Source organism: Sphingomonas sp. P3_C5 (assembly GCF_056402635.1).
Map to the genome: position 1 here is coordinate 336,939 of NZ_JBFUHA010000002.1, position 15,085 is coordinate 352,023.

The following is a 15,085-nucleotide window of genomic DNA, read 5'->3' on the forward strand; positions in this document are numbered from 1 at the left end:
TGGCGGCCCGACAGGAGGTAGAAGACGATGCGCACCCCATTTCTCACTGGCTTCGCCCTTTGCGCGGCGATCGCGATCCCTGCGGTCGCGCAGGAGAAGATCGGCCCCGATCGGTACGCCGTCGTCGTGCACCGGGCCGGGCTGCACCCCGCAACGCCAGCGGCGGCGCGGCGAACGCTTGCGCGGATCGAAGCGGCGGCCCTCTCGGTGTGCGGTGGGTCCGAGACCAGCCTCAGCGCGCTGAAGCTCGCGATCCAGCATTCTCCCTGTTGGCGCGACGCCATGGCCGATACGATGGCGCGGATCGATGACCCGCTGCTGCTGGACGCCTATCGCCATCGTCACTGATCAAGAGGAAATCGCATGACCCGTCCCTTCAAGCTCGTCGACGTGTTCGGCACTGAGGCTTTCACTGGCAATCCACTCGCGGTCATCGCCGATGGGGAGGATCTCGGCACTGAGGAGATGCAGCGCATCACGCGCTGGCTGAACCTCTCCGAAACCACCTTCCTGCTGCCGCCGACGCACCCGGATGCCGATTACCGCGTCCGGATCTTCACGCTCGCGCATGAGCTACCCTTTGCCGGCCACCCGACGCTCGGCACCTGCCACGCCTGGCTCGAAGCTGGCGGCAAGCCGAAGCGCGAAGGCGTGGTGGTGCAGGAATGCGGCGCCGGTCTGATCGAGATACGCCAGGGCGAGACGCTTGCCTTCGCCGCGCCCCCGCTGATCCGGAGCGGCGAACCGACCGAGGCGGAGATCGCCGAAGTCGTTGCGGCGCTTCGCATCGAACGCGGCGCAATCGTCGCGGCGCAATGGGTGGATAACGGCCCCGGCTGGATCGCGGTTCTGCTTGAGTCAGCCGAGGCAGTGCTCGCGGTCGAGCCGGTGCGGCATCACGCAGCGCGGATCGATATCGGAATCGTCGGCCCCCACGCACCCGGCAGCGAAACCGCCTTCGAGCTCCGCGCAATCTTCAGCGGCCCGGATGGCGGCATGATCGAGGATCCGGTGACCGGCAGCCTCAACGCGTCGGTGGGCCAATGGCTGTTCGCAAGCGGCCGGACGAGCGGCCATTATGTCGCCGCGCAAGGCACGAAGCTCGGCCGCACCGGCCGCGTCGACGTAACCCAGGACGAGACCGGACAAGTCTGGATCGGCGGCCGCACGCTGACGCTGTTTTCAGGCCAGGGCTGAAAGGAACCACCATGCAAATCGCCATCCTCACTTTCGACGGCTTCAACGAGCTCGACTCCTTCATCGCATCCGCCATCATCAACCGGATGAAGCCAAAGGGCTGGACAGCCCACATCACCGCGCCGACGCCCGAGATCACCTCCCTCAACGGCGTCACGATCCAGCGCCAGAAGCCACTCGCCTTCGCGCTCGAGGCCGATGCCGTGCTGATCGGCAGCGGCATCGGCACCCGGTCTGTTGCAGCCGACCCCGCCATGCTCTCCCAACTCGCGCTCGACCCCACGCGCCAGCTGGTCGGCGCGCAATGCTCGGGCACCTTGCTGCTGGCGAAGCTTGGCCTGATCGGCGATCTGCCCGCCTGCACGGATCTGATGTCGAAACCTTGGGTGGTCGAGGCCGGCGTCACCGTCCTCGACGCACCCTTTGTCGCGCATGGTAATGTCGCGACGGCGGGCGGGTGCCTGGCATCGCAATATCTCGCCGCCTGGACGATCGCCCGCCTCGGCAGCATCGCCGACGCCGAGGAGGCGATCCATTACGCAGCACCGGTCGGTCAGAAACAGGCCTATGTCAGGCAGGCGATCGATGCGATCGCGCCGTTCCTGGCGGCCGAGGCGCAAAGAGCGGCCTGAGCGCGGGAAAGGCAGCTTCATTGCGATCGTTGCGGCCATGATATAATCCGGCGAGGACCCACCATCTTCGCCTCGGGAGGCCCTGATGATCGACCTGGTAGCCCTGCTGATCGCCGCCCTGTTGGGGACCGGCGCCGCGCCACAGCCCCAGCCACAACCACCACAACAGCAACAGCCGAGCTTCAACTGCGCCAAGGCAGGGCACCCGCTCGAAAAGACGATCTGCAAGAGCGAATCCCTGTCGCTGCTCGATAGCCTCGTCGCCGAGAGCTACCGCGAAAAGCTCGCCATCGTCTTCGACAAGGTCGCCTTCCGCGGCCAGCAACGCGACTGGCAGCAGGTCCTGCGTGCCCACTGCGCAAAGACTTGCAGCGCTGCGCAGGTCGAGCGCGAATACACCCAGCAGCGCGCCTTTCTCGACGAGTTCCGCGAGGAGGACTGGTCCGCCAGCTACAAGACAGCTGACGTCGCCTATCTCCATATCGCCCATGAAGGCCCGGAGCAGTTCAGCTTCACGATCAAGCGCGATCTGGAGAACGACCCGCCTGAATCGCTCTGCGCGCTGACCGGCGCCAACCAGATCGCAACCTTCGTCGCGGCGCAGTCAAAGGCGCGCTGGGTCGGCGGCGGAGCGTGCACCGTCGATTTCGCCTTCCAGCGCGACAAGACCGGCCATGTCACGCAGATTTCCGTCAGCAGCTCGCCGAGCTGCAAACGCTATTGCCCGAACAAGCGCTATTCGATCGACGACAGCTATTCGCCCGACAATGCGTGGGCCGCCGGCAACCAGTGAGGGCAGGGCTGCGGGAGAAAGGCTTCGCCACTATCCGGGGCGCTTTCCGCGGAAGCGAGCTGGAAACCGCCATTGCCGCCTATGACCGCGCCGTCGCGACCGCTCGTCCGGAAGATTGCAAGGAGGGAGCGACCAGCATCCGGGTCAACGCGCTGCTCGATCGCGCACCGGAGTTGGCCGCTATCCTCACGCACCAGCCGCTGCTCGATGCGGCAGCGGCGCTGATCGGCGGCCCGTTCAAACTGAGCGCGTTCCACGCCCGAAGCATCCGGCCCGGCGCAGCCGCGCAGGCACTGCATCAGGACGTAGCTCCCGGCGAAGACGGTTGGCCGCTCCTCGGCTTCATTCTCATGATCGACCCGTTCCAGGTCGAGAACGGCGCAACCCGGTTCCTGCCGGAATCTGCCCATCGGCGCGCGCTGCCCGAAGAACCTCCACTCTCCGGCCTCGAATATGCCTGCGGCCCTGCCGGGTCGCTCCTGCTGTTCGACGGCTCAGTCTGGCACGGCCATAGCGCCAATATGACCGCGTGGTGGCGACGCTCGGTACAAGGCGCGCTTATTCCGAGGGGCGCGACGGCGGCCGTCGATCACCGAATCTATCTACGGCCTGAGGTCTGGTCGGCACTTCCGCAGGAAGCTCGCTCGCTGATGAAATAGACTCAAACGGACGGTCCGCGCGGGCCACTCCTTTCAGGCAAGCGACGGGCGTGTCGTCCCGTGCCGTCAGTCATTGACCGCAACCAGCCGTCTCCTCAGTTCGAGGCCCGAGAGCAGCATCAGCCAGAGGTTGGCGCCCCACCAGACGGGATCGAACTGCAAATTGATCGCCCAAAAGGAGATGGCCATGGTGCCGGCACAGAACATCAGGGTGAGCGCGATCATCGACACCATAGAGCGACGGCGCGGGTCGAGGCTTCCGAACCGTCCCCAAAGGCCAAGCGTCGCGAACAGAATGTCCACGGGCAGGAATGACCAGTTCCAGGCCATGACCAGCTCGTTCCTGTAATCGGAATACATCAGTTCCGGTGAGACGGACACCACGCCGATGCAGATCAGCGCCGCCGCAATCCAATAGGCGAGCATGCCAATCTCTGTCGCCGTGAGCAGGGCTGACCTCACCATGTCGTCACCATGTGTCCGGGGTGAAAGCGATACCCCTCGGGCGCTCGCTGTCTGCCTGTTCGAGGCAGTGCATCAGGCCCCCGAGCACCGCCGGCGCGGGCCGTTTGGCACAATCGTGGTCGATCTCGGTTAGCGGGCATCTTCAATCCAATCATCAATATCAGCATTGACTTATATAAGGAGTAACTTATATATTCCACGCGCTTTCAGCAATGGAGTTTCGCTATGACCTTTGATCTCGGCGCGCATCTGAACGCCATGTCCCGCGTCGTCCGCAATTTCGAGCGCGACGGCAAGCCCGCCACGGCAGTGATCGCCTCCTGCGTCTACGACACCGACGCAGCCGATCTCTGGGATGCGCTGACCAGCGAGGATCGCATAAAGCGCTGGTTCCTCCCGGTGAGCGGCGATCTCGAGCTAGGCGGGCGCTACCAGTTCCAGGGCAATGCGGGCGGCACCATCACCGAGTGCCAGCCGCAAAAGCGGATCGGCGCGACCTGGGAATTCGGCGGCACCGTCACCTGGGTCACCGTCACGCTGACCCCCGATGGCGCGCGCACACGGCTCGAGCTCGAGCATGTCGCGATCGTCGATCCGAACTTCCCGCCCTTCGGTCCCGGCGCTGTCGGCGTCGGCTGGGAGCTCGGTTTCATGGGGCTGGCGCKGCACATCGCTGATCCCAGCGCGGCGATGGATCCCGCGGAGGGAGCGGCATGGCCGACCACCCCCGAGGGCAAAGGCTTTGTGCGCACCTCCGCGACGGGCTGGGGCGAAGCTGACGTGCTTGCCGGCACCGATCCGGCAAAGGCGCGCGCCGGTGCCGAGATGACGCGGCAATTCTACACTGGCGAGATGGAGCCTCCCGCGTCGTGATGCACGCCTTCGATGTCCTCGGCGATCCGGTTCGCCGCCGCATCCTCGAGGTGCTGGCCGAGGGCGAGCATTCTTCGGGCGAAGTGGTGGCGATCATCGCGGCCGAATTCGGCATCACCCAGGCGGCGGTCTCGCAGCATCTCAAGGTGTTGCGAGACTCCGGATTCGCACATGTGCGCGCCGAAGGCACCCGCCGGCTCTACGCCCTCGACACCGCGCCTCTCCAGCAAGTCGACGCCTGGCTCGACCATTTCCGCGGCTTCTGGACTCACAAGCTGGCGGCGCTTGAAACCGAAATCGCGCGCGGCAAGAAGCATCGCTGAAAAGATTTTGGATTTTGATGACAGATTAAATAGCGGCTCAATTCAAAGCGCCCATTCATCGCCGGAAAGAAAAAGGGATTGTTGCGCGTTTCACCTGAAGCACCGCCGAGTCTTGCAACCTTGCAGTCTTGCACTTGTCGGTGAGGAGGGCATTGCCATTAAATGGCTCTGAGGCCTTTTACCAAAAAATTCCTCAAACAACCGAAACGGATATAATTCCATTGGGAAAACGCTGGAATATCATGTAAATTTCCGCAGACAAAAAATACTGACACTGAAATGGTGAAACCAAACTGTCATAAAAACTTCACGAATTTAAATATTTTACTACAAAGATATCGCATATAGTTACGAAATTATAGTATTTACTGGTAGATGTGGGGAAATATATGCCGCGACTGCGTGTTTTGTGGATAGCGATGATCGTTTCCATCATTGCTTCGATCTCGCCAGCACATGCCAGCGCAAATCCTGAGCTTCTCGATTACCTCATTCAGGATGTTTGTACGAATTCGTCGGATCAAGCGATCCCCGGCGATCCTGCAACCTGCATTTCCCATCGCAACATTCGCATTGGTGAGGCATCACCTTATATTGTCACTGATTTCGATCAGAGTGACGGTGCGACTTACTTCGCCTTCTCCAGCTTCCCTGTGCTGGGAATGGATGGCACCGTGAAAGTAATGCATGCGAAGAGCGGGCAAGGCATTTTCGATGCAAATTTCGTGTTCGGTTTCAACGTAGCCCGCGACGGCTATGATTTCACGGACACGACGAATTCGGCCTTCGCATCGTTTGTGCGCACGTCGGATGGCGGCTGTTATGATCAAGGCTGGTCTCGCAATGGCAGCATGGCAACGATGGCTGACCGGGCCGGAGGCTGGGTCCTTTTTCCGTTTGCCGGATCGCCGAGCACCTGGGCGGCTTCGAGCTCGACGGGTGTAACCACCCATCATGTGCAGATTACGCCAAATCGGCCAGGCTGCTCAAACAATTCTTCGTCCGGCAGGACCTTCTGGAATGCTCCGGCGTCCTACCAGTTCGAAACCCTCAAGGCTCTGACCGCGATACGGAGCGATCATTTTGCCAATACCAACCTGTCCCAATCAAATAATGCGCTGGAGCGCTATTATTTTACCAAGGAATATGGCCTCACCCGGTGGGAATCTTGGCTTCCGCAAAGCCGCTGTTACAGCGAAAGGGGTTCGAATAATCCCATTTGTCACCCGGAAAATAGTGCGACATATCCGCTTCAGAGTCGCTGCAGCGTTCTAAACGTCACTGCGACAGGCCTGGCCGGGCTGGATATATGGGGAGGCCAATATTGGGTCCGCACCGACTGCCGCGACGAGACAAACTATATCGCGCTCAACACGCCGCAGATCATGCTCGACAGCATCATGGCCCAAAATGACGGCTATGTAGATCTCGATCATATGGCGGTTACGAATCCAGCACCCTTGGGTTTCTGGAACGCCAACGGGCCCCAGAGTTATCATGGTTCGGGTTTGGCGAACGGCACTGGCTGGAGCATCGCTGCCACAGGTAGCTATTCCAACTTGACCTTTGGTCCCTATATCTCGGGTCTCCCTGCCGGGCATCTAAATGCGACGTTCACGCTCATGGTGGACAACAACACGGCAGATAATAACGGTCTGATCGATATCGACGTCTATCGGAACTCCGACAATAAATTCTTTGGGAAGATGACGATTTCAAGGATGCAATTCAATGCACCATATACCCTTCAGCGCTTCACCCTGCCATTTGACTATGACGGGCAAGGGCAATTAGAGTTTCGCGTGAGTGTCTATGGTCGTTCCTATGTATATCAGGCATCAAGTGAGGTGGGATACTAGGATCGCGACCCAGAACGGGTTACGATGCATTTGGCGACGCTATACTTGATGGGCCTGAATACACGACAGACGGGGCCAACTTTGCGTCATCGCGCCCCTATCCCGTCAAACCCTTCGCGAACGCCTGCCAGGCCGGCGTCATGTTGAGCAGGACACGAACCACCTGCGTCCCAAGGAAGAAGCCGCCGCCCCACAGGGTTGCCGGATGCAGCCTGCCCTTGGTTCGCACGTCATAAGCGGCCAGGCCGATCAGCAGGAGATCGCTCAGGATCATTCCGCCAATGGGCGGCGGCACCCCGAGATGCGAGAATTTCGTGATCCGCGCCAGCGGCGTGGTCACGATCGCCGCCGTGCCGAGCAGCATCAGCCTTTTGTGCCAGGCCGATCGCCCGCGCATCGCGATGCCGGCGCCGACCAGCACCGCGAATGTCAGGATCGCGCCGATCGGGAAGATCAGGGGAGGGCCCGGCGGCGGCAAATGGCCGGCGGCCGCGACCTGCTTGGTGACGATCGCCGTCGCCATGCCCAGCGGCACCATCACGATGGCAAGCGTCAGGCCGGCCGGCCCCACCAGCCGGTGAATGTCGGTACGGCGGGCGGATATCAGGCCGGTCTGGGCGAGATACAGCAGCATCCACAGGGTGAAGACCACGCCGTGGACATGAGCCAGCATCGACAGCGGCTTCGCGCCAAAGGCCGGCCCGAGATAATAGGATGGTGCGAACCCGACAAAGGTCGCGCCCACCATGATGAGGGCCATCGCGCCGAAAAACCTGCGCTCGTCGCTCAACCTGATCGGGACTGGATTCGCCAGCGTCGCCACGCGCCATCTCCCATGGAGGTCGGGCGATATTATGCCGTTCGTAGCTCCGATATAGGACCAAAGCGACGGCGCTGTGAGCTGAAGGCCGGATATGGTGACGGTGATGGGTGGGTCGCGGACGAGTGCAGGGGCTAAGTGAACTGGCACCGTAATGGTGGCACCTCGCTTGCGGCCCGGAAAAGATCAGTTCACCTCAGCGGCCTGAAGCGAATTGCAATCGTGATGGGGGAATCCGTGGATATCAAACTCAATTTCATCAATGAGTCGAACGAGCGCAATGAGTCACAAATCGTCATTTTCCAGAAGAACGTCGCTGCCGCGTCCGAGACGGAGACGATCGCCTGGCTCGTCATCCAGCATTGCGGCGTAGGCGACAATCATCCCTTCACCTATCCGATGACCATGCAGGTTGCGGGCGGCGACAGCTGGGGTAATTTCACGCCACGGCTCGATGCCGAACCGGGCCTGATGTATGCAATGACCAGGACGTCCAGCGGCGACACGCTGCGGTTTCATGGCCCTGCGACCGACCCCGCCGAGGTTCAGGTGCTCAACGCCCTGCCGCAAGGCGCGATCAGCGCGAACATCTACAGGGCGGACAGGCTGCTTGCCTGCAAGACGTCGATCGTTCCACAGCAGATCGCTGCCTTCGAATTCGAGCCGACCCTGTGGATCGGCGTCGCCTCCGAGGTGGTCGAGGGCGAGGTGATCGATGCGGCCGTCCTTTCTGAGGTGAATACCCAGATTTCACTGCTCGGCATCAGCAGTGCCGACATCGTGATGACTGGCGGCGGCCCCGGCCCGGAATCGCCTCCCTTCATCTTCTCGCTCGCGAATGTCGAAATGGCCTGATCGCCTCTGCGAAAAAAAGCGCACGACAACCCGGCGTTCCGCGGAGCTGACTGACGGCAGGGCTTAACGGGAAATTGTACCTGTCAGGCTAATCTCCGGGAATTGAGCGCATCGATTCAGCCGACGGGACGTTGATCTACCGGCGGCGCTTGGTTGCCAAGCGAGGGAAAAGATTATGAGCACGGATACAGTGGTTGGCGAAGGACGCGATCTGGCCGGCAAGATCGAGGAGGGCATCGGCAACGCGACCGGTGATACCGAGCTGCAGGCCACCGGGATTGCCGACCAGCTTGGCGGCAAGCTGCAAAAGACATTGGGTGAGACCAAGGAAAAGGTCGGCCCACTGGTCGACCAGGCCAAACAATTCGCGAAGGACCGGCCCTGGACCACGGCCGCCCTGGTCGGCACGATCGGCCTCGCGCTGTTCAACACACTGCGCGGGAAATCCGTGCGGAAGTGAGCTGCGGCAAGATTCGGGGACACTATACTAAATATAATGAGTATAGTGTCCCCAAATTCTTCCCCTGACCAGTACGCCGTCCATTGCGTTGCGCGCCAATCTCGGCTTTCTGTGTGCGACATCAATCGATTGAGCGGGGGATGATCGCCACATGGAAGTCCACATGCCGAAAGCCGTGGAGAACTGGCGCGAGCTGGCGAAGGAAGTGGGCATCATCGTGATCGGGGTGCTGATCGCGCTCGGCGCCGAGCAGGCCGTGCAGGCAATCGAGTGGCGTCACAAGACCGAGGCGGCCGAGAAAGCGATGCGGTTCGAACTGTCGCGCGACGACGGGCCGCAGGTATGGGGCCGCTACGCGCTCAATCGCTGTATCGATACCGCTCTGAGTGCGATCCGGGATGGTGTCGAACGAGGCGCGAGCCGTGCCGACATGATCGGGCTGATCGCGCGGCACAAGACGCCGTTCTGGACTTGGGATTCGCTTGCCTTCTCCTCGGCCAATGCCTCCGACGTCGCGCTGCACATGTCGGGTGAGACGATGCAGCGATGGACCCTGGCCTATGCGACGATGGCAGCGCTGAACCAGGCGAATGCAAAGGAGTTCACCGATGGTGCTGATCTCGTCGCGCTGAGCCATACCGGCGGCGCGCTAAGCGAGGCCGAGCGCAACCAGGTGCTGCGTGCCGTCGAGCTCCTGCGCCGCGACAACGCAACCATCTACGCCAGCGTGCGCGTAGCTTTACCCTCGATTTACGCGACAGGCGTGAAACTCGACCCCGCGATAGTCAGGAAGGTCGAGGCACTTGGGCGGCGCGATTACGGCGCATCATGTCAGGAGACGCCGCCCGCGGAGTGATCCATCACCTGCCCCCAAAATTCCAATAAAAGGGGTCAGAGTGATTTATGGGTCGGTAGAGGCCAAGCCGGTCACCTCCGATCGGCGCACGGTGAATAAATCACTCTGACCCCTTTTTCATATAATCGTTCTCGGACTGCAGCGGCCGCTAGAGGGCGATGTCTGCGTTTTCTGCTTCGGAAGTCATGCAACTGGTCTTGTAGGTTGCAGCCATATTCGTTGCTTGTAGAGCCAGTTTTTGGGCCTGTTCGTACATCGCCCCCCATCGCTGCGAATGCAGATCCTGACTTAACAGGGTTCTCCCTTTTTCATTTTGAGCCACAAGGAAAAGCTGGTCGCTGCCGCGCGCCATCGCGAGAATTTCGTCAGCCTTGGCATTAAACGAGGGAGAGCCGGATTGCTCATTCCATCTCACGGGCCGGCGAACGAGATCCATATATCCCCATTGCCAATCGGCCGTCGGATCGGGATCAATCGACAGCCTCAGCCGAAATTTGCGTTTCCAGAGCGCATCATGATCCCGTTGACTGGTCAGATTTGGACTGAGGAATATCAAGCGCCCATATAATTTCGTTGGTGCATCCTTGTTGAACCACCAGGAGGCGCTGGCGCTGGCGGATGGAGCCTGCGCGGTCCCAAACACGGTATCCCATGTCACCTCGCCACCATCGAATTTGCCGTGCGGGTCCACCCTGACGACAGCCTTGATTGCGCCGAGCAATAGCTTGGGATCAGAATCCGCCTCGCATTTCCATGGTGGATTTTCGCTCTCGGTCTGCGGCACCGCTTTGCCTGCGGGCGTTTGGGTCAATCCGCCGACCAGCGCCGTCAGTGCAGCCATCAACCTCAGCACCATGCTATCCTCCCTTCGAGAACTCTACCAATCATTGAGGTGCCGCCCCTCAAAATTATTACAGTGCCAGGTGCAATAACCCCTTAATTCCGTGTACTTGTGACCGCTCGAAAAAAAAGATCGTCGCAGGTGTGAAGGAAAAGCGCTGAACCTGCGGCGCCTCGGCAACTCCACGGGGTCACTCGCTGAGCTTGTCGAACGCCCGAATGGCAGCTTTACCCCGCTTCACCGTACAGCGCCCTTTGAAGATCGTAGTGTGCCCGGCCGGAGGTTTGCGAAAATGGGTGATGGTGATCGCCGCACGCGACTTGGCGGCGTTCAGATAGGCAATCTCGATCTTGCCTCCTGCATCTCCGGGGTGCTCTAATTAGTATAGGCCGCGTTCCGAATTATCCGAATTATAGTCTATGGTCACGCCGGTCGGTCCGACATATTCCCTCGCATCTGCATTTGAACAAGGAAGTCAGTCACAAGATCCGCAACAAAATCAGACATCGGCAGGTTGTTAATTCGTTTGACCTCTTTCGAAAGGGGCCGACCGATTGTTCCCGGAAATCCTGAGCACCACTCCTCGGCGCGTTCACGCAATTTGATGCGCTGGGCGATCCACTGTGGCGCTTGCTGCTCTACCTCTGCCGTTTCAGCCCTGATGTTTCGCAAGATAGTTCTCAAAGCATCCCCGTCACCCGCAGCCGAGGCTTCTCCGACTGGGCGGATGTATTTGATCCACCTTTTCATCATGTGAGCCTCGACGAGGGGACTTGGCAACTGGCTGACAGCGATCTGCGCGCGCAAATCCGGAGAAATCGGGTCTTCCATGAACCCAACGCCATTGAGAATCAGAAACAGGCGGCAATGAGGCTGGTAGGAAAACGCCTTAAAATCCTGGGTCAGCCCAAGCGTAAGATACTCCGGGCCATTCTTCCCCTGATAGACGATGCAGTCGGAAAGCAAACTTCCCACCGATGGGGGAACCAGGCCCCGGATGGCCAGTCCGCCACAATCATGGCCCGCCTGGTCAAAAGCTTGGGTGAACAACCGGATCGTGGCATCCAACGCAGTATCCATCTTTTGAAATGGAGGCCATACATCGGACTGAGGCGGAGGTGGTGATGGCGGTTTCTGTCCAAAACCAGCGGCGCGACGTCCAAACATTTTCTTCCTCCCAAGTGATCTTCATCCGTCACCAGCTCACTGCTTGGCAGCACGGTAGAAATTTGGTCCAGCATCGGATTGGGACTACGACCAAAATCACTCCGTGATTACGGTGCCGGGTGCAATAACCCCTTAATTCTGGTGTACGTGTGACCGCTCGCAAAAAGATCGTCGTAGGTCTGAAGGAAGAGCGCTGAACCTGCTGCGCCTCGGCAACTCCACAGGAGTCACTCCCCGAGCTTGTCGAACGCCCGAATGGCGGCTTTGCCGCGCTTGACCGAACAGCGCCCCTTGAAGATCGTAGTGGGCCCGGCCGGGGGTTTGCGAAAGTGGGTGATGGTGATCGCCGCGCGCGACTTGGCGGCGTTCAGATAGGCAATCTCGATCTTGCCTCCTGCATCTCCGGGATGCTCATAATATTCCTGATGCGGCCCTTGGGCCAGATAGAGCGGTACTTCGATGGTGGTCGTGTCGCGCGTCGTCGTTATCGCGAATGCCATGGATCCGTCGTCGAGCGGAATAATATCTTCGGGATCGCGGGTGTCGAGAACGCCTCCCCCATTCTGCAACATCGCGAAAGGGATGACTCGCGCATCGGCGCCGGCAACATGACAGTTATGAAGGATCGGCCGGAAGCAGAGATAATCCGAGACCAGTTCTCCATTGGTCTCGGCGCGACGCGATGTCTGGCCGGGGCAGGATGCCTCGGCTTGCGCCTCGGCACGATCGACTTTCGCGGCATGGTCGTCCTGGCTGCCAATGAGGCTCGGGGTCGCCGACAAAGCAGGGGCCGGGCTGGGGGTGGGGGCGCATGCCACAAGAGTGTTGATCGCCAGGAGTGCGACGACGGACCGGAGTAGCTTCGGCACGACATTGGTCATTCCCGGGGGATGCCTGACTCGCCCGAGGCTTGCAATCCGCGCGCAACTGGCCGCGTCGTCTTAAAGTGCAAGTGATTCTCGTGGTAGCGTATTCTATAGTGCTATGTTGTTGAGTTATAATAATAATTATTCAAGACATGCCCCGCCAAAACAGTCAGAACCCTACTGACATTTTGCCCACCCCGCCCTTGATTCAACCCCAACCGCGCCCGCGCTATCCACGGCGCCATGATCTACAAACCAGAATTCGTGGAGCAAGCCCGGACCATGTGCCGCCTCGGCGCCACAGACGAAGAGCTCGCCGAGCATTTCGAGGTGTGCGTCCGCACCATCTATCGCTGGCGCAACACCCATGAAGAGTTCGCCGAGGCCGTGGTGGTCGGCAAGGAGCATGCCGATGCCCGGGTCGAACGCGCGCTCTATTCCCGCGCCGTCGGATGCAGCGTCGAGCGCACCAAGGTCTTCAAAAGCGCGAGCGATCCCAAGCCGGTCTACGCCACCTACACGCACCATTTCCCGCCCGATCCCAACGCAGCGCTGCACTGGCTCCGCGTGCGCCAGCCGAGGAAATGGCAAATCCGCGAGGAGGTTAAGAGCGATCCCACTGCCAAAGAGATGATCGAAAGGGCGCTCGCCCGCGTCGCGGATCACCAGCCGCCAGTCATACCGTCACGCCAGCCGCCGCCACAGGCCGCCACGTCGGAGCGTCCGCCAAAGCTGGAGCCACCACCCGAGCCGGAACCCAGGCCGGCGCCACCGCCCGAACCACCGCCCGAGCAGGACCCCGCGCCGGAGCCTCTGCCCCCGTCGGAGCCTGCGCCCCTGTTCCCCGGGACGACCTCGCCCACCTCCGCCCCGCGGGCTGGCTGCGCCATTATCTACGCCCCCGTCTACGCACCGATCCCCTAGGGTGACACGCGCACTCGTGCCCGGCGCAATACCCTCGTGTCACTCAGCCCGCTTGAGTTCCCCGGCCACCACCGGCGTCACCCGGTCGGCAATCACCGTCACGCCTGCGATATTGGGATGGACATGATCGCCCTGGATCAGCTTCGGCTGCCCGATCACCCCGTCGAGGACGAACGGATACAGCCCGACCTTGTACTGAGCCGCCAGATCGGGCCAGATCCGGTTGAAAGCATTGCCATAATCAGGCCCGAGATTGGGCGGCGCCATCATCCCCGTCAGCAGCACGGGGATATGCTTTTTGCCCAGCATGTCGAGCATCGCCGCGAGGTTGGCGCGCGTCTCGGCCGGGGATATCTGGCGGAGCACGTCGTTGCCACCAAGGCCGAGCATCACCAGGTCGGGCTTGCGCGCCAGATTGTCGAGCGCGAAGCCAAGCCGCGCGCGGCCATCGGCGCTGGTGTCGCCCGAGACGCCGGCATTGACGAAGGTCGCGTTGATCCCCTGCTGCCGCAGCCGCATCTGGAGCGCATCGGGCAGGCTCTGCCCGCGCGGCAGGCCATATCCGGCATAAAGGCTGTCACCAAAGGCAAGCACCAGCCGCTCAGGCCCCACCGGCCGCGGCGCATCGAGCGGCGCAACCACCTCGGCGCTGTTGGCATCAGGGGCAGGGGAGGGCGCGGCCGCCGGCTCGCTATTGCACCCCGCCAACAGCAACACTTGGAGAAGCAGCGCGGCCACCCCATAACGTATCGGTCCACGCTCCAAGGCGATTTTCCCCTTCATGCCGAATGATCTCAACGCCGATATGGTGATTGCCGCGCGCGCTGTCACGCTCACCCTCGGCGCCGCTGCCGCACCGACCGCCATCCTGCGCAGCATCGATCTCGATGTCGCGCGCGGCGCCAGCGTCGCGCTGCTCGGGCCTTCCGGCTCGGGAAAGTCCTCGCTGATGGCGATCCTCTCCGGGCTGGAGCGCGCCACCTCGGGCAAGGTCGAGGTCGCCGGGCTCGATTTCGGCGCGCTCGACGAGGATGCGCTGGCCCGTGCCCGGCGCGGCCGGATCGGCATCGTGCTCCAGGCCTTCCACCTCCTGCCGACGATGACCGCGCGCGAGAATGTCGCCGTCCCGATGGAGCTGGCCGGCATCCCAGACGCCTTCGCCCGCGCCGATGCCGAGCTCGAGGCGGTCGGCCTTGGCCACCGGCTCGATCATTATCCCGCCCAGCTGTCGGGCGGCGAGCAGCAGCGCGTCGCCATCGCCCGCGCGCTCGGCCCGCGTCCGGCTTTGGTCTTCGCTGACGAGCCGACCGGCAATCTCGATACCAGGACCGGCGCCGCGATCATGGACCTGCTGTTCGAGCGCCAGAAAGCCGCCGGCGCCACGCTGATCGTCATCACCCATGACGCGCACCTCGCCGAACGCTGCGACCGCATCGTCGAGCTCGCTGATGGCCGGATCGTAGCTGACCACGCGCCCGGCGTGCCCGCGTGAACG

At 61.4% G+C, this 15,085-nt stretch carries 19 protein-coding genes; 13 read left to right on the forward strand and 6 right to left on the reverse strand.

The window, feature by feature from the left end; translation table 11 throughout:
- The first annotated feature begins 27 nt into the window (after nt 1-27).
- The 5 genes from AC1DVS_RS07840 to AC1DVS_RS07860 all read left to right on the forward strand — a co-directional run bounded on the left by AC1DVS_RS07840 (nt 28) and on the right by AC1DVS_RS07860 (nt 3,281).
- On the forward strand, nt 28-348 hold the full coding sequence (locus AC1DVS_RS07840; protein ID WP_478021833.1) for a UrcA family protein: 321 nt from the start codon (nt 28-30) through the stop codon (nt 346-348).
- A gap of 15 nt (nt 349-363) precedes the next feature.
- Nucleotides 364-1,197 carry a PhzF family phenazine biosynthesis protein gene (locus AC1DVS_RS07845; RefSeq protein ID WP_478021835.1) on the forward strand — a complete coding sequence of 278 codons (834 nt, stop codon included), beginning with the start codon at nt 364-366 and terminating at the stop codon, nt 1,195-1,197.
- 11 nt (nt 1,198-1,208) lie between these two features.
- Nucleotides 1,209-1,829 carry a DJ-1/PfpI family protein gene (locus AC1DVS_RS07850; protein ID WP_478021837.1) on the forward strand — a complete coding sequence of 207 codons (621 nt, stop codon included), beginning with the start codon at nt 1,209-1,211 and terminating at the stop codon, nt 1,827-1,829.
- An 85-nt stretch (nt 1,830-1,914) separates the two neighbouring features.
- Nucleotides 1,915-2,622 (forward strand): lysozyme inhibitor LprI family protein, encoded by a 708-nt coding sequence (locus AC1DVS_RS07855; RefSeq protein ID WP_478021839.1) that lies wholly within the window; start codon nt 1,915-1,917, stop codon nt 2,620-2,622.
- Complete coding sequence (locus tag AC1DVS_RS07860) at nt 2,619-3,281, forward strand: phytanoyl-CoA dioxygenase family protein (protein ID WP_478021841.1); 663 nt, start codon at nt 2,619-2,621, stop codon at nt 3,279-3,281. Before AC1DVS_RS07855 ends, AC1DVS_RS07860 begins: the two co-directional genes overlap by 4 nt.
- A gap of 66 nt (nt 3,282-3,347) precedes the next feature.
- On the opposite strand, the gene AC1DVS_RS07865 is transcribed toward AC1DVS_RS07860, so the two are convergent.
- Nucleotides 3,348-3,746: a DUF5360 family protein gene (locus AC1DVS_RS07865; protein WP_478021843.1), complete on the reverse strand. Its 399-nt coding sequence runs from the start codon at nt 3,744-3,746 to the stop codon at nt 3,348-3,350.
- A 225-nt stretch (nt 3,747-3,971) separates the two neighbouring features.
- Between AC1DVS_RS07865 and AC1DVS_RS07870 the strand changes: the two genes are divergently transcribed.
- The 3 genes from AC1DVS_RS07870 (at nt 3,972) to AC1DVS_RS07880 (ending at nt 6,801) form a co-directional block, all read left to right on the forward strand.
- Nucleotides 3,972-4,619: an SRPBCC family protein gene (locus AC1DVS_RS07870; RefSeq protein ID WP_478021844.1), complete on the forward strand. Its 648-nt coding sequence runs from the start codon at nt 3,972-3,974 to the stop codon at nt 4,617-4,619.
- Nucleotides 4,619-4,942, forward strand: coding sequence for an ArsR/SmtB family transcription factor (locus AC1DVS_RS07875; RefSeq protein ID WP_478021845.1), 324 nt, complete (start codon nt 4,619-4,621; stop codon nt 4,940-4,942). The genes AC1DVS_RS07870 and AC1DVS_RS07875 overlap by 1 nt, the downstream gene beginning before the upstream one ends.
- A gap of 419 nt (nt 4,943-5,361) precedes the next feature.
- On the forward strand, nt 5,362-6,801 hold the full coding sequence (locus tag AC1DVS_RS07880) for a hypothetical protein (RefSeq protein ID WP_478021847.1): 1,440 nt from the start codon (nt 5,362-5,364) through the stop codon (nt 6,799-6,801).
- Nucleotides 6,802-6,898: 97 nt separating this feature from the next.
- Here AC1DVS_RS07880 and AC1DVS_RS07885 read toward each other — a convergent pair whose 3' ends face one another.
- Nucleotides 6,899-7,624, reverse strand: coding sequence for a hypothetical protein (locus AC1DVS_RS07885; protein WP_478021848.1), 726 nt, complete (start codon nt 7,622-7,624; stop codon nt 6,899-6,901).
- Between the two features lie 234 nt (nt 7,625-7,858).
- Here AC1DVS_RS07885 and AC1DVS_RS07890 point away from each other — a divergent pair, with 234 nt between their 5' ends.
- The 3 genes from AC1DVS_RS07890 to AC1DVS_RS07900 all read left to right on the forward strand — a co-directional run bounded on the left by AC1DVS_RS07890 (nt 7,859) and on the right by AC1DVS_RS07900 (nt 9,792).
- A complete protein-coding gene (locus AC1DVS_RS07890) occupies nt 7,859-8,476 on the forward strand; it encodes a hypothetical protein (protein ID WP_478021849.1) in 618 nt (205 codons plus the stop codon).
- A 175-nt stretch (nt 8,477-8,651) separates the two neighbouring features.
- Nucleotides 8,652-8,936, forward strand: a complete 285-nt coding sequence (locus tag AC1DVS_RS07895; RefSeq protein ID WP_478021851.1) for a CsbD family protein — start codon at nt 8,652-8,654, stop codon at nt 8,934-8,936.
- A gap of 163 nt (nt 8,937-9,099) precedes the next feature.
- The gene (locus AC1DVS_RS07900; protein WP_478021852.1) at nt 9,100-9,792 is read left to right on the forward strand and encodes a hypothetical protein; all 693 of its coding nucleotides are present in this window, start codon (nt 9,100-9,102) and stop codon (nt 9,790-9,792) included.
- A 148-nt stretch (nt 9,793-9,940) separates the two neighbouring features.
- On the opposite strand, the gene AC1DVS_RS07905 is transcribed toward AC1DVS_RS07900, so the two are convergent.
- The 3 genes from AC1DVS_RS07905 to AC1DVS_RS07915 form a co-directional block, all read right to left on the reverse strand.
- Nucleotides 9,941-10,648: a hypothetical protein gene (locus AC1DVS_RS07905; protein WP_478021853.1), complete on the reverse strand. Its 708-nt coding sequence runs from the start codon at nt 10,646-10,648 to the stop codon at nt 9,941-9,943.
- 408 nt (nt 10,649-11,056) lie between these two features.
- Nucleotides 11,057-11,713 (reverse strand): hypothetical protein, encoded by a 657-nt coding sequence (locus AC1DVS_RS07910; RefSeq protein ID WP_478021854.1) that lies wholly within the window; start codon nt 11,711-11,713, stop codon nt 11,057-11,059.
- A 314-nt stretch (nt 11,714-12,027) separates the two neighbouring features.
- Complete coding sequence (locus AC1DVS_RS07915; protein WP_478021856.1) at nt 12,028-12,681, reverse strand: hypothetical protein; 654 nt, start codon at nt 12,679-12,681, stop codon at nt 12,028-12,030.
- Between the two features lie 228 nt (nt 12,682-12,909).
- Between AC1DVS_RS07915 and AC1DVS_RS07920 the strand changes: the two genes are divergently transcribed.
- Nucleotides 12,910-13,590 carry a hypothetical protein gene (locus tag AC1DVS_RS07920; RefSeq protein WP_478021857.1) on the forward strand — a complete coding sequence of 227 codons (681 nt, stop codon included), beginning with the start codon at nt 12,910-12,912 and terminating at the stop codon, nt 13,588-13,590.
- 39 nt (nt 13,591-13,629) lie between these two features.
- On the opposite strand, the gene AC1DVS_RS07925 is transcribed toward AC1DVS_RS07920, so the two are convergent.
- Complete coding sequence (locus tag AC1DVS_RS07925; protein ID WP_478021858.1) at nt 13,630-14,328, reverse strand: arylesterase; 699 nt, start codon at nt 14,326-14,328, stop codon at nt 13,630-13,632.
- A 43-nt stretch (nt 14,329-14,371) separates the two neighbouring features.
- On the opposite strand from AC1DVS_RS07925, the gene AC1DVS_RS07930 reads away from it, so the two are divergent.
- Nucleotides 14,372-15,082: an ABC transporter ATP-binding protein gene (locus AC1DVS_RS07930; protein ID WP_478021860.1), complete on the forward strand. Its 711-nt coding sequence runs from the start codon at nt 14,372-14,374 to the stop codon at nt 15,080-15,082.
- The last annotated feature ends 3 nt before the right edge of the window (nt 15,083-15,085 follow it).